General features: G+C 74.3%; 17 protein-coding genes and 1 tRNA gene. 8 read left to right on the forward strand and 10 right to left on the reverse strand.

Going from position 1 to position 23,418, the window contains the following annotated elements; genetic code table 11:
- Positions 1–3 precede the first annotated feature (3 nt).
- The 5 genes from BM165_RS05570 to BM165_RS24650 are packed head-to-tail and all read left to right on the forward strand — an operon-like array spanning position 4 to position 4,954.
- Positions 4–648 (forward strand): zf-HC2 domain-containing protein, encoded by a 645-nt coding sequence (locus tag BM165_RS05570; RefSeq protein WP_075012484.1) that lies wholly within the window; start codon positions 4–6, stop codon positions 646–648.
- Positions 645–2,456 carry a copper resistance CopC/CopD family protein gene (locus BM165_RS05575; protein WP_083427075.1) on the forward strand — a complete coding sequence of 604 codons (1,812 nt, stop codon included), beginning with the start codon at positions 645–647 and terminating at the stop codon, positions 2,454–2,456. The genes BM165_RS05570 and BM165_RS05575 overlap by 4 nt, the downstream gene beginning before the upstream one ends.
- Positions 2,457–2,487: 31 nt before the next feature.
- A complete protein-coding gene (locus tag BM165_RS05580) occupies positions 2,488–3,225 on the forward strand; it encodes a YcnI family copper-binding membrane protein (protein WP_075012485.1) in 738 nt (245 codons plus the stop codon).
- Positions 3,222–3,887, forward strand: coding sequence for an SCO family protein (locus BM165_RS05585; protein ID WP_075012486.1), 666 nt, complete (start codon positions 3,222–3,224; stop codon positions 3,885–3,887). Before BM165_RS05580 ends, BM165_RS05585 begins: the two co-directional genes overlap by 4 nt.
- Positions 3,887–4,954, forward strand: coding sequence for a hypothetical protein (locus BM165_RS24650; RefSeq protein ID WP_075012487.1), 1,068 nt, complete (start codon positions 3,887–3,889; stop codon positions 4,952–4,954). The genes BM165_RS05585 and BM165_RS24650 overlap by 1 nt, the downstream gene beginning before the upstream one ends.
- A 26-nt stretch (positions 4,955–4,980) precedes the next feature.
- Here BM165_RS24650 and BM165_RS05595 read toward each other — a convergent pair whose 3' ends face one another.
- The 4 genes from BM165_RS05595 to BM165_RS05610 are packed head-to-tail and all read right to left on the reverse strand — an operon-like array spanning position 4,981 to position 9,218.
- Complete coding sequence (locus tag BM165_RS05595) at positions 4,981–5,805, reverse strand: phosphocholine cytidylyltransferase family protein (RefSeq protein WP_244274065.1); 825 nt, start codon at positions 5,803–5,805, stop codon at positions 4,981–4,983.
- Positions 5,792–6,922 carry a CDP-glycerol glycerophosphotransferase family protein gene (locus BM165_RS05600; RefSeq protein WP_075012488.1) on the reverse strand — a complete coding sequence of 377 codons (1,131 nt, stop codon included), beginning with the start codon at positions 6,920–6,922 and terminating at the stop codon, positions 5,792–5,794. Before BM165_RS05600 ends, BM165_RS05595 begins: the two co-directional genes overlap by 14 nt.
- A complete protein-coding gene (locus BM165_RS05605) occupies positions 6,919–7,701 on the reverse strand; it encodes an HAD family hydrolase (protein WP_075012489.1) in 783 nt (260 codons plus the stop codon). Before BM165_RS05605 ends, BM165_RS05600 begins: the two co-directional genes overlap by 4 nt.
- Entirely contained in the window at positions 7,698–9,218 is a 1,521-nt protein-coding gene (locus BM165_RS05610; protein ID WP_075012490.1) for a mannitol dehydrogenase family protein, read from the reverse strand. Before BM165_RS05610 ends, BM165_RS05605 begins: the two co-directional genes overlap by 4 nt.
- 595 nt (positions 9,219–9,813) lie before the next feature.
- On the opposite strand from BM165_RS05610, the gene BM165_RS05615 reads away from it, so the two are divergent.
- Both BM165_RS05615 and BM165_RS05620 read left to right on the forward strand, forming a co-directional pair.
- Positions 9,814–10,773 carry a M23 family metallopeptidase gene (locus BM165_RS05615; protein ID WP_244274067.1) on the forward strand — a complete coding sequence of 320 codons (960 nt, stop codon included), beginning with the start codon at positions 9,814–9,816 and terminating at the stop codon, positions 10,771–10,773.
- Between the two features lie 104 nt (positions 10,774–10,877).
- Positions 10,878–10,950 (forward strand) — tRNA-Ala (locus tag BM165_RS05620).
- Positions 10,951–11,419: 469 nt separating this feature from the next.
- Here BM165_RS05620 and BM165_RS05625 read toward each other — a convergent pair.
- The 6 genes from BM165_RS05625 to sbnA all read right to left on the reverse strand — a co-directional run bounded on the left by BM165_RS05625 (position 11,420) and on the right by sbnA (position 20,811).
- Complete coding sequence (locus BM165_RS05625; RefSeq protein ID WP_075012665.1) at positions 11,420–12,124, reverse strand: 4'-phosphopantetheinyl transferase family protein; 705 nt, start codon at positions 12,122–12,124, stop codon at positions 11,420–11,422.
- Positions 12,125–12,204: 80 nt separating this feature from the next.
- Positions 12,205–13,233, reverse strand: coding sequence for a 2,3-diaminopropionate biosynthesis protein SbnB (gene sbnB / locus BM165_RS05630; protein WP_208976658.1), 1,029 nt, complete (start codon positions 13,231–13,233; stop codon positions 12,205–12,207).
- Positions 13,230–14,216, reverse strand: coding sequence for a TauD/TfdA family dioxygenase (locus tag BM165_RS05635; RefSeq protein WP_244274069.1), 987 nt, complete (start codon positions 14,214–14,216; stop codon positions 13,230–13,232). The genes sbnB and BM165_RS05635 overlap by 4 nt, the downstream gene beginning before the upstream one ends.
- An 11-nt stretch (positions 14,217–14,227) precedes the next feature.
- Complete coding sequence (locus BM165_RS05640; protein ID WP_075012493.1) at positions 14,228–16,759, reverse strand: non-ribosomal peptide synthetase; 2,532 nt, start codon at positions 16,757–16,759, stop codon at positions 14,228–14,230.
- Positions 16,756–19,701, reverse strand: a complete 2,946-nt coding sequence (locus BM165_RS05645) for a Pls/PosA family non-ribosomal peptide synthetase (RefSeq protein ID WP_075012494.1) — start codon at positions 19,699–19,701, stop codon at positions 16,756–16,758. The genes BM165_RS05640 and BM165_RS05645 overlap by 4 nt, the downstream gene beginning before the upstream one ends.
- 72 nt (positions 19,702–19,773) lie before the next feature.
- Positions 19,774–20,811, reverse strand: a complete 1,038-nt coding sequence (sbnA, locus tag BM165_RS05650) for a 2,3-diaminopropionate biosynthesis protein SbnA (RefSeq protein WP_083427078.1) — start codon at positions 20,809–20,811, stop codon at positions 19,774–19,776.
- A 1,627-nt stretch (positions 20,812–22,438) separates the two neighbouring features.
- On the opposite strand from sbnA, the gene BM165_RS05655 reads away from it, so the two are divergent.
- Positions 22,439–23,389 (forward strand): sensor histidine kinase, encoded by a 951-nt coding sequence (locus BM165_RS05655; RefSeq protein WP_075012495.1) that lies wholly within the window; start codon positions 22,439–22,441, stop codon positions 23,387–23,389.
- The last annotated feature ends 29 nt before the right edge of the window (positions 23,390–23,418 follow it).

Genomic DNA, 23,418 nt, shown 5'->3' on the forward strand with positions numbered 1-23,418 from the left:
TCCATGCAGTGTGCACCGTTCCGCGAGGCCGTCTCGGCGCGACTCGACGGCGAGCCGCTCGGGATGCCGGCCGCCGACCTCGACCGCCACCTGGCCGGGTGCCCCGACTGCGCCGGCTGGTCCGGTGCCGCCGGGGCGGTCACCCGGCGCGCCCGGCTGGCCCCGGCGCCCCCCGTCCCGGACCTGACCGCGGCGGTGCTCGGCGCGCTGCCCAGGCAGCTGCCCGGGACCGCGGCCGCCGCGCGGGCCCGCCTGCTGCACCAGTCGCTGCGGCTGGCCCTGCTCGCGGTGGGCGTCGCGCAGGCGGGTCTGGCCTGGCCGGCGCTGTCGGGCGGCGCCGCCGCGATGAGCGCCCCGGTGCACGTGGCCAACGAGACCGGCGCGTGGAACCTCGCCGTCGCGGCCGCCTTCGTGGCCGTCGCCGCCGCCCCGCGGCTCGCCGCCGGCGCCCTGCCGCTGCTGGCCACCTTCGCCGTGCTGCTGACCCTCACCACGGTGCGCGACCTGAACGCCGGGCACGTGCACGCCGACAGGGCCGCCGCCCACCTGCTGCTGCTGGCCGGCGTGGTGCTCGTCACCGTCGTCGCGTGGCGGCAGCGCAGGCGCCGGGGCGCCGCCGTCCTCGCCGGGGAGCGGGTCGCCGCGTGACCGCCCTCCCCGCACGGCCGGTCCGCCCGGTCCTGCTGCTGCTCGTCCTGCTCACCGGGTGGCTGGGCCTGGGCGTGGCCACCGCCGGCCCGGCCGCCGCGCACGCCGAGCTGGTCTCCACCGACCCGGGGGAGGGCGCCCGCCTCGACGAGGTCCCCGGCTCGGTGACGCTGCGCTTCACCGAGGGCGTCTCGCTGGGCGCCGGCTACGCCCGCGTGCTCGGTGAGGAGGGCGAGCGGGTCGACACCGGCACCGCCACGGTCGACGGCGACACCGTCACCGTCCCGCTGCGCGACGACCTGCCCGACGCCAGCTACGTCGTCACCTACCGGATCGTCTCGGCCGACTCCCACCCGATCAGCGGCGCCTTCGCCTTCGTCGTCGGGGACGGCGAGCTCGCCGACGCCGGCGCCGTGGCCGAGGGTGTCGACGTCGACCCGTTCGTGGGCGCCGCCCTGCCGGCCTCCCGCGCCCTCGGGTTCGCCGGGCTGGCCGCGGGACTCGGGATCCCGGCGTTCCTGGTGCTGTGCTGGCCGGCCGGCTGGGCGTCGCGCAGGATGCGGCGGCTGACCACCGCCGGGCTCGGCACCGTCGCGGCGGCCGCCGTGCTCACCTTCCTGCTGCAGGGCCCGTACGCCGCCGGCTCCGGCCCCGGGTCGCTGTTCGACCCGGCGCTGGTGTCGGCGACGGCCGCCTCCTCCTTCGGGCTGACCACGCTCGGCCGCGGCGCGCTGGCCCTGCTGCTGGCCGCGCTGCTGGTGCCGCTGTGGCGGCGCGGCGCGGGCCCGACGGCGCAGGAGACCGCCGGGCTGGCCGTCCTCGGCGGCGGCGTCGTCCTCACCACCGCGGCGGTCGGCCACCCGGTCGCGGGCCCCGTGCCGTTCTTCGCGACCGCCGTGACCGCCGTGCACGTCGTGGCGATGGTGCTGTGGCTCGGCGGGATGACCGCGCTGCTGACCGGCCTGCTCCGGCCTGGGGCCGGTGCCGGCGACGCGGCAGGGGAGGTGGCCGGCACGCTGCCGCGCTGGTCCCGGGTCGCCTCCGGCTCGGTGGCCGCGCTCGTCCTCACGGGTGTGGTGCAGTCGGTGCGGGAGGTCGGCTCGCCGTCGGCGCTGGTGTCGACCACGTACGGCTGGGTCCTGCTCGGCAAGCTGGCTCTCGTCCTGCTGCTGCTCGCCGCGGCCGGGGTGTCGCGCGTCTGGGTGCAGCAGCACCTCGGGATCCACCGCCCGCGGCCGGGCGGGCGGCGCCGGGTCACCGCGCACGCCTTCTCGGCCACCGGCGGCAGCCCCGCCGACGAGCCCACCGTGGCCGCCGCCCGGGTCCGCGCGGCCGCGCAGGCCCGCGGCGCCGTGGAGGACGTCGGCCCGCTGCGCCGCTCGGTGCTGGTCGAGGCCGCCGTCGCCGCGGCCGTGCTGGTGCTGTCGGCGGTGCTCGTGGGCACCCCGCCGGCCCGCGCCGCCGTAGCCTCGCCGGTCGACGTCACCCTGCCGCTGCAGTCGGCCGCGGGGGAGTCCGGCAGCGTCCAGCTGTCGATCGACCCGGTCCGCTCCGGTCCCAACACCCTGCACGTCTACCTCTTCGACGACGGCGGGCAGCTCGCCCAGCCCGCCGGACTGCGCGTGACGCTCACCGAGCCCGAGCAGGAGATCGGCCCGCTCGACGTCGAGCTCGAGCCGGCCGGCCCCGGTCACTGGGTGGCCGACGGGATGACCATCCCGGGCGCCGGCACCTGGACCGTCGCCGTGAGCGTCCGGCTCGACGAGTTCACCGCCACCACCGCCAGCACCGACGTCCCGGTGCGCTGACCCGCTCCCCGCGGGCGAGAGAAGGAGAACCGTGTCCCCGACCCCCCTGCGACCGCCGGCCCGTGCCGGCGTCGTCCTGACCGCCCTGCTCGCCGCCCTGGTCGCGTCCGTCGTGGTCGCCACCGGCGCGTCGGCGCACGTGACGGTCTCCTCGGACGACGCCACCGCCGGCGGCTACGGGAAGCTGACCTTCCGGGTCCCCAACGAGAGCGACACCGCCAGCACGGTCGCGCTGCGCATCTCGATCCCGGAGGAGCAGGCGATGGCCTCGCTGCGGGCCCAGCCGGTGCCGGGCTGGACGGTGACGACGACGTCGTCGCAGCTCGCCGATCCGGTGGCGGTGCACGGGCAGGAGATCAGCGACTACGTGTCGGTCGTCGAGTTCCGCGCCGACGCCGGGGGCGGGATCGCACCCGGCCAGTTCCAGGAGTTCGCGCTGTCGGGCGGGCCCTTCCCCGACGCCGGGACGCTGACCTTCCCGGCGGTGCAGACCTACAGCGACGGCACCGAGTCGGCCTGGATCGAGCCGACCGTGGCGGGCCAGGAGGAGCCGGAGAGCCCCGCGCCGGTGCTGTCGCTGACCGGGGACGCGGCCGGCGACGGCGCCGCCGCCGGGACCACCACCGCCGCCGGCGAGCACGGCCACGGCGGGCCGGTGAGCAACGAGCCGGCCGGCCTGGCGCTGTTCCTCGCGATCCTCGCGCTGGTCACCGGCGTCGCGGGCGTCGTCCTCGGGTACCGCGCCGGTCGACGTACCGTGGGGTCGTGACCGTTCCCGCCCGCGGCCGCGTCGCCGCGCTGCTCCTCACCGCCGCCCTGGGCCTGTCCGCCTGCGGCTCCGGTGACGCGGACGAGGCGGCGGCCGCCGAGGGACACGACCACTCCGACGGGCCGGCCGCGACGCTGGAGGGCCCCGGCGACGAGTACGCCGGCATCGACCTGCGCGATCCCTTCCAGCGGCCGTCGTTCACCCTCACCGACAGCACCGGCGCCGCGTACGACTTCGCCGCCGCGACCGCGGGCAGGCCGACGCTGCTGTTCTTCGGCTACACCAACTGCCCCGACATCTGCCCGACGACGATGGCCGACGTCGCCCTCGCCCTGCGCGACGTCGACCCGGCGCTGGCCGCCCAGGTGCAGGTGGTCTTCGTCACCACCGACCCGGCCAACGACACCCCGCAGGTGCTCGGTGAGTACCTCGACCGGTTCGACGCCGACCTGCCCACCCAGTTCGTCGGGCTGACCGGCGAGCAGGAGGTCGTCGACCAGGCGCAGCTCTCGGCCGGTGTGCCCCTGGCCGAGGACGAGGGCCGGCTGCACAGCTCGCTGCTGCTCCTCTACGGCGCCGACGACGAGGCGCACGTGGCCTTCGACGCCGGCAACACCGCCCGCGACATCGCCGGCGACCTCGAAGCCGTCGCGGCGGCGTGATGGGCCGCCTCCCCGGGCGGCTGCTGGTCGTCGTCCTCGGCGTGCTCGCCGTCCTGGCGTTCGCGGGACCAGCGGCGGCGCACGTCGGCGGCGAGGCGGCCGGCAGCGACTTCGACGGCCGGGTCACCTCCGTCCGGCCGGCGGTGCCCGGGGTGTCGGTGCGGGTGCTGGAGTTCGGCGACGCCCTGGAGCTGGTGAACGACACCGGCGCCGAGGTGACCGTGCCCGGCTACTCCGACGAGCCCTACCTGCGGATCGGGCCCGACGGCGTCTGGCGCAACGCGCACAGCCCGGCGACCTACATCAACCTCGACCGCTACGGCCAGGTGACGCTGCCCGAGGGTGCCGACCCGCAGGCCGCGCCGGAGTGGGTGCAGGTGTCCACCGAGCCGCGTTACACCTGGCACGACCACCGCACGCACTGGATGAGCGAGGGCCAGCTGCCGCCGGCGGTCGCCGCCGACCCGTCCCGCCCGCACACCGTCTTCGACTGGACCGTGCCGCTGCGGCACGGCGACACCGCCGTGACCGTGCGCGGCACCCTGACCTGGGCGCCGCCACCGCCGACCTGGCTGACCTGGGCGCTGCACCTGGGGCTCGTCGCCGCCGTCGCCGCGACCGGGCTGGTCGCCCGCACGTCGCGGCCGTTGGCCTGGGCGCTGGGCGTCGGAGCCGCCGCGGCGCTGTGGCACGCCGCGGCGACGCCGGAGCCGCCGGTGACGGTCTCCTCGCACGCCGCGGCCGTCGTCTCGGCGCTGCTGCCGGCGGTCACCGCGGCGCTGGTCGCCGGGCTCGGGGTGATCGCCGCGCGCCGCGGCCGGGGCGTCGTGACCGGCCTGTGCGCGCTGGTCCTCGGGTGGCTGCTGCTGGTCCAGGGCCTGCCCGACGTCGACGTGCTGTGGAGCGCAAACGTGGGCAGCGCCGGCCCCCACGTCCTCGCGCGGGCGGCCGTCGCCGTCCTGGTGGCCGGGGGTGCGGGCCTGGTCGTGGCCGGGCCGGCCGCCGTCCGCCGCCTCCGCGAGCCCGACCGCCCAGCCCCGGCCCCGGAGCCCCAGCCGGTCGGCTGAGCCGGCCGGCCGGGGCCCGGACCGGGCTAGACGGTGCCGTCGGGGACCGGGTGCAGGTGCGGCCGGGGGCCGGAGAAGAGCGCGTTGGCCCGGTCCAGGTCGGCCTCGAAGTCGACCTCGACGGCGGCCCAGCGGGAGATGTCCAGCGGCCGGAACCGCAGGCCCGCGTCGGCGATGGCGGTCTCCATGCCACGCTCGAAGTAGTCCTGGTCGCCGCACCCCTCGAGGTGCTCGATCAGCGTGGCCTTGTCCCGCGAGGAGACGTGGTTGATGCCCACGGCCTCGCCCAGGCCGCCCTCGACCGTCTTCGACAGGCCGGCGATCCAGCCCTCGGCGTCGAGGGTGTACTTGACCTCCTCGTCGCCGACCACGGAGGTGTCGACGCACACGAAGCTCTCGTCGGCCTCCAGCGCCGGGACCACCGACTCCAGGACGGCGGCGTCGAACACGACGTCGCCGTTGAGCCACAGCACCCCGCCGGGGCCGGTCGCGCGCAGGCCGCGCAGCAGGCTCTTGCTGGTGTTGGTCCGCGCGTAGTGCGGGTTGTAGGCGAAGCGCAGGTCCGGCGCGGCCTGCATGAGCAGCTCGCACTGGAAGCCGACGACGGCGGTCACGTCGACGGCCGGGCCGAGCACCTGCCCCAGCGTGTCGAGCTGGCGCTGCAGGATGCTGCGCCCGTCGTGCAGGGGTGTCAGCGGCTTGGGCAGGGGCCGGCCGAGCCGGGTGCCCATCCCGGCGGCCAGGACGACGACCTGTACGGGCCGGTCCTGCGGCCGCGCGGCCGGACGGGTGGGACGCGGCAGGAAGTCGCCGCGTGCCGGGGTGGTCTGCGTGAGGTCAGCGGTACGCACCGTCGCCCCCTCCTCGGGTCGTGGGAACCGCACCGGCGGGAGTGCCGGCGGGCGGGAAGAACAGGTCGAGGACACGCTCGGTGGCGTGCCCGTCCTCGAGGGAGGTGAAGGTCTCCCGGAAGGTGCCGTACCGCTGCGCGGATGCGGCGGTGACGGCGTCGAGGTCGGCGATCGCATCGACCAGCTCGGCGCTGGTCGACAGCAGCGGCCCGGGCGCGATCTCCTCGATGTCGACGTAGAAGCCGCGCAGCCGGTCGCGGTACTCGTCGAGGTCGTAGGTGAACAGCAGGATCGGCTTCCCGGTGACGGCGAAGTCGACCATCGTCGACGAGTAGTCGGTGACCAGCAGGTCGGCTGCCAGGTACAGGTCGGCGATGTCGGAGTACGAGGACACGTCGCGCACCGGCAGCCCCTCGATCGACTCCAGCCGGCTGGAGACCATGTTGTGCAGTCGCAGCAGCAGCACGTGGTCCTCGCCGAGGCGCTTGCCGAAGTCCTCGAGGTCGACGGGGAAGTGGAAGTCCCGCTCGCCTTTCCCCTCGAACACCAGGTCGTCGCGCCACGTGGGCGCATAGAGGACGACGCGGGTGCCCTCCGCGATGCCGAGCCCGGCCCGCACCGACGCGCGGACCTCCTCGCGCCGCGGGCTGCAGAGCAGGTCGTTGCGCGGGTAGCCGGTCTCGTGGATCGGTCGGGGGAAGCCGAAGGCCTGCCGGAACCGCGCGGTGCTGTACGCGTTCGGCGACAGCATGGCGTCCCAGCGGGCGATGTCGTGCTCCAGGTAGGCCAGCCGGCCCTCCGGCGCCCAGAGGACGTCGTTGTGGATCCGCTTGAGCGGCGTGCCGTGCCAGGTCTGCAGGTAGAGGGTGCCCGGCCGCTTCTCCCAGTCCAGCGGCACGTGGTCGTTGGAGACGACGACGTCGGCGGACTCCAGCGCGGCGATGCTCTCGGGACTGCCGAACGGGACGGTCTCGACGTCGGCGGGGAAGGCGGACTCGGCCACCGCCGAGGTCAGCCACGTGTGCGTGGCGTCGTCGCCACGGGCCACCAGGGCCTCGTAGATCGCGCGCGGGCTGTCGGAGAACAGGCCGCGGAAGCTGGTGTAGACGATCCTCATCGACCACCTCCGGTCAGGACGGGCAGGAGCAGGTCGGCGAGCTCCTGCCAGGACGAGACGACGGCGAGCACCCCGGCCTCGCGCAGCGCGGCCTCGCGGTCGGCGCGTTCGGCGGGCTGCACGAACAGCAGGTTCCCCACGGTGGGACAACCCGCGCGGACCGCCGAGAGTGCCCCCGGCACGGAGTCCTCGACGGCGAGGCCCTGCCGTGGGGCGATCCCGAGCCGCTCGCAGGCGAACAGGTAGACCGCCGGGTCGGGCTTGCTCGTGGGCTCCGGGAGGGAGTCCTCGGCGCTGAACCGTACGGCCGGAGGGACCAGCCCGTCGAGTCCGGTGGCGGTGAAGCAGGCGGCCAGCCGGGCCAGCGCGCTGGAGCTCACCGCCGCCAGCCGCAGGTGCGGCGCGAGGGCGGTGAGGGCGGCGGTGGTCTCCGCGTGCGGTCGCAGGTGCTCGCCGAGGTACGCCGTCACCGCGCGCCGCTCCTCGGCGACCCACGGCTCGACGTCGACGTCGGGCCGGCCCGCCTCGGCGGCCAGCCGCCGCGCCGTCGACCGGAAGTTCATCCCGGTGGTGGCCAGCCGCAGCTCCTCCGGGCCGTACCGGCGCGGGTCGCCGAGGTCGGCGAGGAAGCGGTTGGTGACCCCGGTGGAGGCGACGAAGGCCGGCTCCTCGGAGGGGAAGAGGTTGCCGTCGGCGTCGCAGAGCAGCGCGGTGAGGCCGGCGACGACGGACCGGGGGAGGGTCGCCGTGCCCGCCCCGCCCTCGCGGGGCGGGGTCACCGATCGCTCGCGGCGGTGCGGGCGGCCGAGCTGGCGCAGGCGGACGTGGCGGCGGCGACGGTGGCGCGGACGCCGTCGCGCTCGAGCCGGTGCAGGACGGCCGCCAGCTCGTCGGCGAAGCCGGGGACACGGCCCAGGTCGCCGACGACGGACTCCTCGGCGAGCAGGGGACGCGGGTCGGTCCCCCCGGCCAGGGCGAGCGCCTGCAGGTGCGGGCCGGCGTCGTCCTCGACCGGCAGCGGCACCCCGGCGTCGTCGGTCCGCTGCAGGTAGCGGATCCAGCCGGCCAGCGCGAGGGTCAGCAGGCCGTGCGGGCGCTCCTCGGCCAGCGCCTGGCGCAGCGAGGGCAGCAGGTGCTGCGGCAGCTTGGTCGAGCCGCGGCGGCACAGCCGGGACAGCCGGTCGGCGATCGCCGGGTTGCCGAAGCGCTGCAGCAGCGTGGCCTTGTACTCGGCGAGGTCGATGCCCTCCGGGCAGCGGATGAGCGGGGTGACCTCGTCGTCCATGAGGTGCCGCGCGTAGGCGGCGAACACCGGGTCGCCCACGAGCAGGTCGATCCGGTCGTGGCCGGCCAGCGTCCCGAGGTAGCCCAGGGCCGAGTGCGTGGCGTTGAGCAGCCGCGTCTTCATGAGCTCGTGATCGGTGACGTCGCGGACGTAGCGCACGCCGACCTGGTCCAGCGGCGGGCGCCCGTTGCAGAAGGTGTCCTCGATGACCCACTGGGCGAACGGCTCGGTGACGACCGGCCAGCGGTCGTCGACGCCGTACCGGCGGGCCACGGCCGCCCGCTCCTCGGGGGCGGTCTGCGGGGTGATCCGGTCGACCATGCTGCTGGGGAAGGCCACGCGGTCGGCGATCCAGCGGGCGAGCACCTCGTCGCGGCGCGCGGCGAAGCCGACGACGGCGGCGCGGGTGGCGTCGCCGTTGCGGTGCAGGTTGTCGCAGGAGAGCACGGTGAACGGCGCGGTGCCGGCCCGCCGGCGGCGGTCGAGCGCCTCGACGAGGAACCCGAAGACCGTCCGCGGCGCGCCGGGGTGGGCGAGGTCGTGCCGGACGTCGTCGTCGGGGGTGAAGGCGCCGGTGCGCGGGTCGAGCAGGTAGCCGGCGTCGGTGATGGTCATCGTGACCACCCGCGTGCGCGGGTCGGCCAGCCGGTCCAGGACGGCGGCCGGGGCGTCGGGGGCGAACAGGTAGTCGGTGAGGACGCCGACCACCCGGGCCCGCTCGCCGTCGGGGCTGCGCTCCACGACGGTGTAGAGGTTGTCCTGCGGAGCCAGGGCCTCCTGCATGAGCCGGGCCCGCAGGCCCACCCCGACGACGCCCCACTCGTCCGAGATGCGCCGCTCGGCGACGTCGTCGAAGTAGGTGAGCTGGTGGGCTCGCGAGAACCCGCCCACGCTGAGGTGCACGACGGCGGGGACGAGGGCCGCGCGGTCGTAGGTGGGGACGGTCAGCCGGGCCCCGTGCTGCTCGAGCGTCGCGGCGGTCAGCGGCCGGATGCGGACGACGGGTGCCACCGCCGGCTCCGGAGTGGCCGTGAGGCTCCGCGGCTGCTCCCGCGGAGGACGCTCGGGCTGCGCCATCGAGGCATCGGTCCTTCCTGTCGAGACTGCTGGATCCGGCCACGACCGGTCGCACCGCCGCCAGGGGGCGCCCGCGGGTCCCGCCGGGGACGATCATGGGATCACGCCGGGTACACCGGCCGCACCCCTGGGGAGGGTGGCGGCCGGCTCGTGCGGCGAGTCCGGCGGCGTGTCGGGCACCGGCGCGACGGGGCACGCGGGTACCGGGCTTCAGCGGGGGCGTCGGCCCGGCGGGAGTCGTCGGCCCGGCGGGAGTCGTCGGACCGGCGCGAGCTTCTCCACGCCGGAGAGTTCTGGTTCCCGGCTGGGCCGCCGGCCAAACGCGGGGCGCGGCGTGACCCGCGGCACGCGGCGCGTCACTCGACGACACGCCGAGCGAAGGGTTACGAAGCGGTCACGGTGTGTTTGTATGGCGACCACCTGATCGGGCCCACGGGGGCCGCTTCCCACGAGCGGGGTACGTGCATTGGCGAGTCACCGGAGTGACGCGGGTCTGCTGACCCGCCCCTCGAGCGGTTCCCGCACCGAGGTGCCCGGTCCCCGCAGCGGTGGGCACCGCCGCGCCGCCGCCCGTCCCGTCTCCCCGCTGCGCGGCTTCCCGCCCGTGCGCCCGCCGGAGGAGGCCACCCCGCCGTCCGCGCCGTCGCCCGCCCTCGTGCCCCGGCCCCGCGCCGCGGCCGACGACGTCGTCCCGGTGCGGCCGGCCAAGGCGCTGCCCGGCGTCGAGCTGCCCACTGCGGTCGTCCGCGCGGAGGCCCCGCCGACCGCGGCCCGCCCCGCCGCCGCGCCCGCGCCCCGCCGCCGTCGCGGCCTGCGCGACCGCCGCCCCTACTTCCTGATCGCCGCGCTGGTCGCCGGCGCCGTCGGGGCCGGGGTCGTCGGCGTGCCCGGCGCGGCGACGTCGACGGAGCCGACCTCGGTGCTCGGCGCCCGGACGGAGCTCGCCACCGGCGACGAGGTGGTCGAGGTCATGCCGATGGCCTCCATCACCGAGGCCGAGGCGCAGGCCCGGCTGCAGGAGGTGGCCGCCTCCCGCGCCGAGCGCGCCGCTGCCGAGGCCGCGGCGGCGGAGGCCGCCGCCGAGGCGGCCCGGCCCAAGACCGTGCTGCCGGTCCAGGGCGCCCGCTTCACCAGCGGCTACGGCTCGCGGTGGGGCACCTTCCACTACGGCATCGACCTGGCCGCCCCCATCGGGACGCCGGAGTACGCCGCGGCCGACGGCGTCGTGGTGCGGGCCGGCGCGGCCAGCGGCTTCGGCCTGGCCGTGTACATCCTGCACGAGAACGGCGACGTCACCGTCTACGGCCACATGGAGGAGATCCTGGTCGAGCCGGGCCAGTACGTGGACGCCGGTGAGACCATCGCGCTGCTGGGCAACCGGGGGCAGTCGACCGGGCCGCACCTGCACTTCGAGGTGCACGAGGGCGGCATGGACGGCCGCCGGATCGACCCCGTCCCGTGGCTGGCCGAGCGCGGCGTCGAGGTCTGACGCACGCGGGGGAGGAGCGACGCGCGGCCACCCCCTGCCGCGGCCGCCCGCGGGCGGCGATGTACAGTTCTCCTCGGTCCGGGCGACACCGGCCGGACCGGAACGGGGCTGTGGCGCAGCTGGTAGCGCACCACACTGGCAGTGTGGGGGTCAGGGGTTCGAGTCCCCTCAGCTCCACCCCGACGACCAGGGCGTTCTCCCTCAGGGAGAGCGCCCTGGGTCACATCCGGGGTGGCACAGATGGTGCGGTGAACGGCATCGGCAGGTCGACTCCACCTCGACCGGGCTGAACGCCGACGGACCCCTGCCACTCGGAAGCCGAACACCGGGCAGGCCCTCGCGGACCTGCAGGCGCTGCTGGGTGGCGGGGGAGGGTCGGATCCACCGGCTCTGCGCCGTCGACGGCCCACTACTGCGGCGACGATCGACCCGGCCGGCCACCTCGACACGGACGCCCCTCGCAACGCGGTGTCGGGCGGGTACGGCATCACAGATGCGGGGCTGCGCAGGTTCCGCTGACGCCTGGACGGCGGCGACGCCGGCAACCGGTCGGAGGACCTGCCGGTCAGCCTGTCGGCGCCGGCCGGTGAGGACGGCGTGGTCGAGTCGACCCTCGACGGCTGGGAGCGCTGACTGCGGCCGTCGGTCAGGACAGCAGTCGTCCGCTCTGACGCAGCAGGGGCCCGGCGTCCCGGTGGACGACGTCGTCCGGGGCGGGGCCCACCACGGCCAGCGCGGCGGCGAAGCCTGCCGGCGCGGGCAGGTCGTCCAGCCACACCGGTTCCGGGTCGTCCCGGTGCAGCACCCGCGGCGGGGTGGACGGCGGGGTGAGGACGAGCTCGTCCGGCAGGATGCCGAGCCCCTGGCCGGTGGCCTTGAGCACTGCCTCCCGGCGCACCCAGGAGATGGTGAACGCCCACGGCTGCTGGGTGGCCGGCAGGCGGGCCAGGTGCTCGCGCTCGGGGTCGGGCAGCACGCATCCGGCCAGGTCGCCGACCTCGCCGGGCGCGAGACACCAGACCTCCTGGACGTCCACGCCGACCGGGTGGCCGGGCAGGACGGCGACGGCGACCCAGTTGCCCGAGTGGGAGACCGAGAAGTGCAGTCCCTCGGCGCCCGGTAGCCGGGGCCGGCCGTGGGGCGAGCCGCAGGAGGTGCACGTCCGGTCGATCCGCAGCGCCTGCGGCGGCGTCCCGAGGGCTGTCCCCAGCACCAGCCGGACGACCGCCGCGCCCGCCGTCAGCCGCAGCCGGTCGGCCGGGCGGGTCAGGCGGACCCGCCGGGCCAGGTCCGCGTCACCAAGCAGCGTGTCGTGCTCCGGGCGGACGTCGCCCGGACAAGCCCACCACACCTGGCACACCCCCGGCAGCGACGCCAGGTCGGGCTCCGACCGCGGCCAGGGCGGCCATCCGTGTGTCGACGCCAGGGGGGTCATCCGTAGCGGGACAGCTCGGTGAAGAAGTCGTCGACCACGTGCAGGTCGCCCGCCCGCGCCACCTCGTCGTGGACGAAGCGTCCTACCGCCAGGTCGAGCACGCCCAGCCCGAAGGGGGAGAAGATCACGGGCCGGTCGTGGGGCACCGTCACCCGCCCGGTCATCACGTCGGCGAGCGTGCCCAGCAGGAAGTCGCGGCTGCCGGTCAGCTGCTCGACCAGGTGCGGCGAGGTGTCGGCCTTGAGGCAGTGCTCGACGTCGTCGACCAGGTTGGCCGAGGCGAGCAGCACCTCGGGTGCGAGGTCGCGCAGCGACACGTGCAGCACCACGGGGCAGTGGGCGAACGCCGTCACGTCGGAGACGTAGGGCCGCCCGGCGATGGTGGCGAAGACGACCAGGTCGCTGGCGCGCACCACCGCCTCGGGGCTGTCGTGCACGGTGACCCGACCGGTGGTGCCCGTGCGCTCGAGGTAGCCGCAGAAGCCGGCCGTGCTGTCGGCGGACAGGTCGTGCACGGCCACCTCGTCGAACGACCAGCCGGTGCCGGTCAGGTAGGTGTGCACGTAGCGGGCGATCAGCCCCACCCCGACGAACCCGACCCGCGCCGGACGGCCGCGGTCGCGGGTCAGCCAGTCGGCCGCCAGTGCCGCCGACGCCGCCGTCCGGCTCGCGCTGACCACCGAGGCCTCGAGGCAGGCGAACGGGTAGCCGGTCTGGTGGTCGTTGAGGACCAGCACCGCCGAGGCCCGCGGGATCCCGGACGCCACGTTGTCCGGGAAGCTGGAGATCCACTTGACGCCGTGCACCCGCACGTCACCGCCGATCGAGGCCGGCAACGCGATGATCCGGGCCGAGGGCCGGTCGGGGAAGCGCAGGAAGTACGACGGTGGGTTGACCGTGTCCCCGGACGCGTGCACCAGGTAGGTCGCCTCGACCAGCTCCACGACCTGCGTCTCGCGGCCCTGCAGGGCGCGCTGCACCTGGGCGCCGGACACCAACGCGAAGGACGGGACGGCGGCGGTCACGGGGCACCCACCGGGACCGTCGGGGAGCAATCGGCCAGGTGCACCGGGTCCGCGAGGGCGACCAGCACCTCACGGGGCCCGGTGTAGGCCTCCCGGCTGTGCGCGGTGCGCACGTTGTCCACCAGCAGCAGGTCACCGTCGTGCCACGGCTCGCGGGCGGTGTGCCGCTCGTAGACGGAGTTGAGCAGCGCCACGACGTCCTCCCCGATCGGGTCCCCGTCGCCGTAGGCGGTGGTGAACGGCAGCCCCTCGGGGCCGTAGACGTCGACCAGGTACTCGCGTACCTCCTCGGCCAGCGTCCACTCGTTGAGGAACGCCACCTGGTTGAACCAGCAGCGCCGCCCGGTGACCGGGTGCCGGACGACGGCGCTGCGCCGCTGCCGGGTGCGCAGCCCGCCGTCGGGCTGCCACTCGACGTCGATGCCGTTGGCCCGGCAGTAGGCCTCCACCGCGCCACGGTCGTCGGTGCCGAACGCCTCGGGCCAGGGGGCGCCGATCTCGTCGTTGTAGCTGCGCAGCAGTAGCCAGCCCTCGCGCTCGAAGCGCGATGTGAGGTCGGCCGGGAGGGCGTCCAGCACGGTGGGCGCATCGGCCACCGCGGTCGCGCCGCCCTCCGCCGGCGCGGTCAGGCAGGCGAACAGCAGCAGGCCGGGGAACTCCATGGCGTAGCTGAGCTCGTGGTGCATGCACATCGGCTGGTTGGCCGGCCAGGGCGTGGCCGAGTACAGCCCGCTGGGCTGCAGCTGCCGGGGTGCGAAGGCCTCCCGCTCGAGGACCAGCCGGTCGGTCAGCCGACTCGCCACGTCGGCGACCGTGCCGGCGTCGGCGAGGCCCAGGCCACGGACCAGCACCGACCCGTGGTCGACGACGGCGGCACGCAGCGCCCCGCGGTGCTCGGCCGCCCAGGCCGCAGGGTCGCCGGGTACGTCAGTGCGCAGCACCGGGGGGCTGCCCGGGCGCAGGTCCACGTCGAGGGGGGGCACCGGGCACGACGTCATAGCGCGTTGCCTTCCGGGGCTTCGGAGGAGGGGACGGAGGAGGGCCGGCCGCGCTCGTCGAGCAGAGCGGCGAGGTCGGCCAGGACGGGATGCCGGACGAGGTCGGGCAGGGAGACGGTGCGGTCCAGCGCGATCGCCAGCTTCACGGCCGACAGTGACGTCCCGCCGCGGTCGAAGAAGCCGTCGGTCCGGCCGATCTGGTCGGCTGGGATGCCGAGCACCGTCGACCAGGCGGCGGCGACCCTCCGCTCGCTCGGCGTCCGCGGGGCGGTGGTGTCCTCGACCACCGCAGCGAGCTGGCCGGCCAGCGCGGTGAGGACCTTGGTGTCGACTTTGCCGTTGGGGGTCAGGGGCAGACTCGGCCGGTGGTGGAAGGCGCGCGGCACCATGTACGCCGGCAGGGAGGCGGCCAGCCGGTCCCGGAGGACGTCGTCCGGCAGCTCGTCGCCGGTGAAGAAGGCCACGAGGTGGCGGCTGTGGTCGGGCCCCTGCGCCACGACCACCGCGTTGTCGCGCACGCCGGGCACCCCGAGCAGGGTGTTCTCCACCTCGCCGAGCTCGATCCGGAAGCCCGAGATCTTCACCTGGCTGTCCCGACGGCCGAGGAACTCCAGTTCACCACTGGGCAGCCAGCGTCCGGAGTCGCCGCTGCGGTACAGCCGCCGGCCCGGGCGGTACGGGTCGGGCACGAAGGCCCGGCGGGTCCGCTCCGGGTCGTTGACGTAGCCGCGGCCGACGCAGACGCCGGAGAAGACGATCTCGCCGGGCGCGCCCAGCGGCACCGGCACCAGGTGCTCGTCGACCACCCGTACCTCGACGTTGGGGATCGGGCGTCCCAGCGGTACCCGGTCGGTCTCCGGGACCGACCGCAGGACCGCGTGGTTGGTGTCGTCGGAGGTCTCGGTCAGCCCGTAGGCGTTGACCAGCGCGATGCCCGGCTGTGCGGCGAACCAACGCTGCACGAGTTCCTTCTTCACCGCCTCGCCGGTGACCGACACGCAGCGCAGGTCGGGCAGCCCGCGGGGGTGCGCCTCCAGGTAGGTCAACACGACCTCGAGGTAGGAGGGGACCACCTGCACCACGGCGACGTGCTCGTCGACCAGCTGGTCGACGAAGCGCGCCACGTCGAGGACGACGTCCTGCGGCACGAGCACGGTCCGCCCGCCGACCACCAGCGCCGACACCAGCTGCCACAGGGAGATGTCGAAGCCCTGCGGGGCGACCTGCGCGACCACCCGGCCTCCGGCGACGCCGAGGTCGTCGATCTTGGCCAGGACGTGGTTGAGCATCCCCGCGTGCTCGCACATCGCCCCCTTGGGCTCACCGGTCGACCCGGACGTGAAGAACAGGTAGGCCAGCTGCCCGGGGCCGACCGCGACTCCGGGGCTGGTCGCGGGATGCCCCTCGTCAGCGGCGTCGCCGACGTGCAGCGCCTGCACGCCCGGCAGCCCGGCCAGGGCCGCGTCGAGCGAGGCGGTGCTGCCCGGCTCGGTGAGCGCCAGCCGGCAGCCGGCGCGGGTCAGCACGACGGCGATCCGGTCGGCGGGGAGGTGCGGCTCGACGGGCAGGTAGGCGCCACCGGCCTTGAACACCGCGAGGACGGCGGTCAGCCAGTCCAGGTCGCGCTCGGTGACCACGGCGACGACGTCCTCCGGCGCGAGCCCGCGGACCAGCAGCGCCCGGGCCACCCGATTGGCGCGGGCGTCCAGCTCGCCGTAACCGATCCGGGCGTTCCCGTGCACAGCGGCGATGTCGTCCGGACGTCGGCGGGCCTGCTCCTCCACCAGCTCGTGCACCCGGCGGTCCGGCAGCTCGCGGCGGGGTCCGGCCAGCCCCACGAGCTGGAACTCGAGCTCCTCGGCGGAGAGCAGGCTCTGCCGTCCGGGATCAGCGTCGGGATCAGCGGTCATGAGCCGGAGCGCGGTGAGGTGGTAGTCGCTGATCCGCTGGGCGGTCGCGGCGTCCACGGCGTCAGTCCGGTACTGCAGCCGCAGTCCGAGGGAGGCGCCGTGCGGGACGGCGCCGACGGAGAGGACAGCGGTGTCGGGCAGGTCGCCACCGATGCCGTCCGGGTCGACCGCGGACTCGGACGATGCGTCGGTCAGGCCGTGCTCCCGGCGGAGGGCCTCGAGGGGGGCGTCTCGGTGCGCCAGCAGCCGCGCCCGGGCGTGCGCGGCCTCCCGCACCAGTTCGCGCCAGGAGCCGGCGCCGGTGTCCAGCCGGCACGGCAGCGTCCGGTCTTCCGGACCGGTCACGTAGCCGGTCAGTACCTCGCGATCGCCGGACAGCGCCGTGAGTACCCGGGCGTGCGCGGCCAGCAGCAGTGCGCTCGGGTGGACGGCCAGGTCTCCGGCCAGCTCCCGCACCGCTGTCAGCAGCCCACGGGGTACCGGCGTCTCGTGCTCCGCCACACCTGGCACCGGGTCGAGTGTCCAACGCGGGAGCGTGGTCCGTCCGCCGGTCATGAGCACCTCCCGCCAGAACTCGCGGCCGGCGTCCGGCGTCGCGACCGTGTCCACCGCGCTCACCGGGTCGCCGCCCGGTGGCGCTGGCGGGCGCGGTGTCGGCCGGCCATCCGCTGTGGCGGGACGGCCTGGTGCTGACCATCGGAGAGGGCGTCCTGACGGAGCACCTCCATGAGCTCCTCCATGGTGTCGTGGGTGCGCCCGATCCGGGCGTGGCCGTCGGGAGCGGCGCTCGAGGCGGGGGCCGACGTGCGTAGGCCGGTGGGCAGTTCGTCGTCCCGCAGCTCCTGCGCCGGGTTGCCGCCCCAGTGCTCGGCCGGCAGGACCTCAGAGCCCTTCATGAGAAAGGCGTCGGGACCGAGATCCGCGCCGTCGCCGACCGTCACGCCGTAGTGCACCCAGGCGCCGACCCCGAGGGTGACGTCGGCGCCGATGGTGATGTGGTCGGACTTGAAGCCGCCGTCCTCCTGCGAGTGGCCCTGGATGGAGGTCCCGGCGTTGATGGTGCAGTCGTCGCCGATGGTGACCAGCGTCCGCTCGGGGATGGCGGCGCCGTCGTCGAACACCCGGCGGCCGAGTCGGACACCCAGCAGCCGCCAGACGACGTTCTTGAACGGCGTGCCGTTGTAGAAGTTCGGCTGCGTGTCGGCCATCAGCTTCCAGTAGCGCTCGTGCCACCAGAAGTACGGGTCGTAGATCGAGCACTGCTGCGGGGTCAGCGGGCGGAAACCGGTGGAGGCGCGCTCGATCAGCACGGTGTACACGGTGACGAACAGGACGGCGACCACCATGGACGCCGCGAGCGCGCTACTGCCGTAGCGGTCGCTGAGGTCGAGGCCGGCCGTGGTGATCACGGCCAGTGCGAAGACATCGACCCAGCGGAGCAGCAGGAACAGGCCCATGGTGATGAGGTTGTGCTGGTTCTTGGCGGCCAGTCGGCGGGACAGCTCACCCGGGGCCTGGAGGTGGGCGTCGATCGTGGCGTCGCGGAAGACGGTGCGCGGGATCGTGAAGGCAGGGGAGCCCAGCAGCCCGACGCCCTCCCGGAGCTCCCCGTCGATCGGGATCATCACCTTCGTCGCGAGCAGGACGTCGTTCCCGACCATGGCCTCCGCGGGATAGGCGACCGCGTTCCCGAGGAAGCTGTGTGCGCCGATCGAGACCCAGGACGCCCTGAAGGACGTACTGGAGAAGTCGGCGTTCGAGACCGACAGTCCGTCGGCGATCATCGTGCCGCTGCCGACGGAGGTCAGGTACGGGGTGTCGTGTTTCACCGCCTCACCGAAGTTCGACCCGGTCTGCTCCACCTGCCCGAGGTGGTACCCCAGGGCTCTCAGGTAGTGGACGACGTAGGAGCTGTTGCCGGTGAGCTTCAGCAGCGGCTTGGCGTTCGTCGTCTTCGTGATCGTCCGCTGCACCGAGTAGTGGAAGCCGTACAGGGGATAGACGCGGCCCGGTGTGATGAGCGCGCTCAGCAGCCGGGGGACGGTCGTGACGAAGAGGAAGCCGACGACGTAGGTGCCGAAGTAGAGGATCAGCGAGCCCACCAGGGCGTTGAGGTAGAACGTCGCGCTGGTCAAGGCCACCGGGCCGGCATCGAGCAGCTCGCCGAGGCCGGGGAACGCGAGGAACAGGAAAGCCAGTCCGCCGATCGCCAGCGGCAGGTCGACCAGCAGCACCGTGACCAGCTTGAGGAGCGTGTAGACCACCTTGCGGCGGGTGCGACAGACCCGGGGCGGGACCAGCCGGTAGTCGACGTCGGCCCGCCGGGCCGGCGCTCCGTGCCAGCTCTCACCCGCGGGCACCGCCTGACCGGCGTGCAGCGATGACCGGTGACCGAGCTGGGCGCCGTCCCCCATCGACGTCTCGGTGTCGATGACCGAGGCCTCGCCCACGACCACGTCCCTGCCGAGGGTGATCCGGCCGATCTGGATCTGGCCGGCGTGGGCCCGGTAGCCGCTGATCAGGACGTCCTTCCGGATCACCGTCCCGTCGCCGATGGTCAGCAGGTCGGTGGCCACCGGAACCTGCCGGACGAAGATCGCGACATCCCGGCCGACCTTCGCGCCCAGCGCCCTCAGGTACCAGACGTACAGCGGCGTGCCGCTGAAGAACAGCAGCATCGGATTCCGCTGGATCAGCGTCTTGACGATCCAGAAGCGGACGTACGCAAGACTCCAGACCGGGAACTGCCGCGGTCCGCCGCGCCCGATCAGCGCCCACTTCACCACGATGGGCAAGAGGGTGAGCCCGACGAAGGCCGCACCGCCGGCGACGACCGACCGCGCGTACAGGTCGACGATCCCCCCGCCGTCGGAGATCCAGCCGTAGCCGGCCACGCTGACGGCCGCGACGAGGAGGCAGTAGCCGAAGAAGAACAGCGCCTGCAGGGTCCCGCAGAGGAGGTACTGCGCCGTCTTGGCGGGGGCAGGTGGGGGTGCCGCGGTCGGCACCGGGGCCGATCGCTCGACCGCGGCAGGCAGGTCGGCGCTGAAGGCTGCGGCCAGGCTGTGGATCGTCGGGTGCTGGTAGACGTCCTTCATCGAGACCGTGGGGAGGTCTGGCTGCTTGCGTACGCGGGCGCAGAAGCGCGCCATGACCATGGAGTCCGCGCCCAGGTCGTCGAAGACGTGCGCGTCGACCGGGACCTGCTCGACCTGCAGGACGTCGGCCAGCACCGCGGCCAGCTTGGTGTCGACGGGGTCGGTGGCAGGCGGCGGTGCGAGCGCCACCGCCAGGCTGTGGATCGTCGGGTGCTGGTAGACGTCCTTCATCGAGACCGTGGGGAGGTCTGGCTGCTTGCGTACGCGGGCGCAGAAGCGCGCCATGACCATGGAGTCCGCGCCCAGGTCGTCGAAGACGTGCGCGTCGACCGGGACCTGCTCGACCTGCAGGACGTCGGCCAGCACCGCGGCCAGGACGGCCTGGGTCTGCGGGGCGTGCTCGTCATGAACGGCCGAGGCTGCTGCCGGGGCAGTCGTGAGGACCTCGATCGGGTGTCCCACGTCATGGACTCCTTCAGCGCGAGGAAGCAGGTCTGTGCCCGTGCGGGGGGATGCGTCGCCTGCGCCTCCGCCTCAGCGCGGGTCGGACGTGACGGACGACCGGTACGCGGATGACCGTGGCTCGAGCACGGCCGGTCCCGCCTCAGCTCCCGTGTCCACAGGGAGCGCGTCCTTGCCGTACAGAGCCTCGACCCAGTTGGACTGGTAGAGGGTGTCGAGATAGCGCTCGCCGAGGTCTGGGGCGATGGCCACCGCGGTGACGTCCCACCCGTCGTGCCGGGCCAGCCAGTTCGTGGCGCCGCTGACCACCGTGCCGGTGGAGCCGCCGAACAGGAAGCCGCGGCGGGCCAGCCGGTGGCAGGCTCTGATGGTGTCCACCTCCTCGACGAGGACCACGTCGTCGACGAAGGACTCATCGAGCAGTTCCGGGCGGACGCCGCTGCCCAGGCCGGGGATCATCCGTCGGGCGGCCGGGCTGCCGAAGGTCACCGAGCCGACGCTGTCGACCGCGACGATCCGCACCGGCCGGTACCACTCCCGGAACCAGCGGGCGCAGCCCATCAGGGTCCCGGTGGTGCCGGCACCGACGAACAACACGTCCAGCTCGGGGAAGGAGCGGGCGATGGCCGGTGCCGTCGTGCGGTAGTGGGCCATCCAGGCGCGCGGGTTGCTGTACTGGTTGAGCCACACGTACCGGTCGTCGGAGGCGCACATCGCCCGGACGTAGTCCTTCCGGGCGCCGAGGAAGCCCCCGACGGAATCGGGCTCGGTGATGGTGTGCACCCGGGCGCCCAGCGCCTCCATCAGCCGCCTGCTGGACAGGTTGCACCTAGGGTCGGTCACACAGAGGAATCGGTAGCCCTTGCTGGCCGCGATCATGCTCAGCGCCACACCGAGGTTCCCGGACGAGGACTCGATCAGGACCGCACCGGGCCGCAGGCTCCCGTCCTGCTCAGCGGCATCCACCATTTCCCTCGCGGTCTTGAACTTGACCGAACCGGCGAAGTTGAAGCCCTCGCACTTCAGGAAGAGCGAGTGGTTCGAGATCGATCGGAGATCGATGTACAGGTCCTCTTCGTTGAAGGCCTGGGGAGCGCATATGACTGTCATGATCAGATCCTCAGCGGCAGCGGATCGCTCAGTTGCGCTCTCGTACCGGCGCAATGAGGCGAATTGGCCGACGACGTGCGACGTCGACGACGAGCAGTGCAGGGATCGCCTTCGGAGCGATCGGCAGGTGTGCGGTCAGCAGTGGGGCCACGGCGATCGCGTCCACGTGCGGCGGAGCCGCGTGTCACCTGGTGAAGCCGTGAACCGGTGGGAGACCTGCATGGCAGGCGTGGCACGCCTCGCACTCCTCGACGACCACGACGGACGTGACGCGGTGTGGAACCTCTGCCCCCGTGCATGAGCCCCCCTCGTCAACCGACCACGAGTCGGCCTGCATTGCGCCAGCCGTCACCGCACCACGGTGTCGATCGTCAGGCTGTGCAATTGCGCGGGAGCCGTGGAGTCGCACGTGCCGATTAGCACGTCGTTGCGCCTCCGGGGCTGTGGGTACGACTCCTCTCGGCCCATTCCCTGAACCGCCCGGCCGCCGCGGGGTGAAGAGCCTGCGCTCGCGCGGTGGGCCTGTCAAGGCTCCGAGTGACCGCTGTGCATGAATTCTCAGTGCCTTCTCGGACGTACCTCGTTCCGTCATGAGAGCTCCGCAACCCACCTCCGTGACGCAAGTCGAGACGCTGCTCACCGAACCGGTCCGGCTCCGAGTGGGAGGGGTTGCGGTCGCCGCAGCCGGAGCGGTCGCCGCCCGCACCGTGCGCTGGCGCACGGCGGAGCGCGGACTCGTGGTCGCGACGCCCGGAGACGTGCTCGCTGCGGTACGGACGACCAGTCGCACGAGGAACTCCGCCCGTGTCGGCCCGACCGGATGTGGCCGGGATCACTGGTGCATACGGGCCTGCGGTGCCCTCCGTTCACGGGCGCAGGCCACGCGCCGTCCTCTTCCTGACCGCCATCGATCGACGGGCGTCCGGCCGAGCGACCTGGTCAGCGGAGCGACCGAACCGAGGGAGCCCCACCGAGCCTTGCCATTGCGGGCGTTGAGCAGCTCACGACGGACACGTCCACGGCGGCGAGACGAGCGACGACCACCGGGACACCCCGGAGGTCGAGGGACCGCCGCGATGGCCCGCCGGAGCCGGTGATCGACGAGTCGGCCGACCCCGGTCATGGACTGACCGTTCGCCGACCGCCCGGCGCCGGCGCCGGCTGTCCCTGGAGCCGCCTCCGGACACTGGGCGAGCGCCGGGCCCGAGGTGCCGCCACGGCGTCGTCGGCAGGGTTCCGTCGGCCTGGTCGCTGTCGTGGTGGCAGTCGGCGGGGTTCGCGCCGGTGGGCGGGTGTCCGCCGTCGGTCGAACCGGCAGTCCGAGGGGCTGCGGGAACGACGGCGGACCCCGTGAACGCGATCACGGCGGCCCGGCAGTGTGGGGGTCGATCGCGCCGTCCGCCGGAACCCGCCGCGTCGCGGCCAGGTGCGGCGACTCCCGTCGACCCCGGGCCCTCCTGCGGTCCCCCTCGGGTGCTCACCGGCTCGCGGCGGCGTAGGCGCTCGGCCGTCGGGTAGACAGCAGGGGAGCAGTTCCGTCGAGACGGCTCTCGTCGCAGGCAGCCGACACCACGGGGGGACGAGCACGGTGCAGGTGGGTCACCCGGTCGAGCGTCCCGGCAGTCGCGTGCCGGGCTCCGACGAGGTGCCTCCCGGGTACCTGCACGACGCGCTGGTCTACGACGGCGTCGACGACCTCGTCGCCGTCGCGGCTCCGTGGCTGCTCGACGGGCTGGCCGCCGGCGACGCCGCGCTCATCGCAGCCGGACCCGCGACCACCGGGCCGCTGCGCGAGGCCGTCGGCGACGACCCGCGCGTGGTGGTCGTCGAGCGGCGCAGCGTGTACCGCGCCCGCACGCCCACCGCCATCACGACGTTCCGCCGCTTCGCCGCCGAGCACGCCGCGCCGGGCCGGCGGCTCCGGGTGGTCGGGGAGACCGACTTCGGCACGACGACCGCCGAGTGGCGGGAGTGGCAGGCCTACGAGGCGGTCGTCAACGTCGCCTTCGCCGCGTCTCCGCTGTGGGGCCTGTGCGTGGTCGACGCCGCCCTGCCCGAGCCGATCCTGACCTCGGTCCGGCAGACCCACCCCCAGCTGGTCACCGCCTCCGGGCGGGCGGTGAACCCCGACTTCGTCGACCCGGCCACCTACGTGCGCACCCTGCCGGTGCCCGTCGAGCCGCTGGAGGCGACGCCGCCGGTGCTGGCCGACGACCGCATCACCGACTACACCGGTCTGCGGCACACGGTCCGCCACCTGCTGGAAGCCGTGGACGGTCCGCCCGACCTGCTCGAGGACTTCCTCATGGCCGTCGACGAGATCACCTCCAACGCGGTCCGGCACGGTGCCCCGCCGGCGGGCCTGCGCCTGTGGACCGCACCGGGGCGGCTGGTGGCCACCGTCCGCGACTCCGGCAGCGGCCTCGACGACCCGTTCGCCGGCTACGGACCCGCCCACGGGCAGGACCTCTCCCACGGCGGCATGGGTCTGTGGCTGGCCCGGCAGCTGTGCGACCACGTCGCGGTCCGCCACGACGAGCACGGCGTGAGCGTGCGGCTCTCCACGAGCTGGAGCTGAGACCTCGGCAGGTCCGCGGGGACGGGCCG

The organism is Geodermatophilus obscurus (assembly GCF_900115395.1).
GTDB lineage: Bacteria > Actinomycetota > Actinomycetes > Mycobacteriales > Geodermatophilaceae > Geodermatophilus > Geodermatophilus obscurus_B.

Excerpts from the sequence above, each read along its gene's own strand:
- BM165_RS05570 (WP_075012484.1), top strand. The coding sequence starts at position 4 with ATGCAGTGTGCACCGTTCCGCGAGGCCGTCTCGGCGCGACTCGACGGC.
- BM165_RS24650 (WP_075012487.1), top strand. The coding sequence starts at position 3,887 with ATGGGCCGCCTCCCCGGGCGGCTGCTGGTCGTCGTCCTCGGCGTGCTC.
- BM165_RS05600 (WP_075012488.1), bottom strand. The coding sequence starts at position 6,922 with ATGAGGATCGTCTACACCAGCTTCCGCGGCCTGTTCTCCGACAGCCCG.
- sbnA (WP_083427078.1), bottom strand. The coding sequence starts at position 20,811 with ATGACAGTCATATGCGCTCCCCAGGCCTTCAACGAAGAGGACCTGTAC.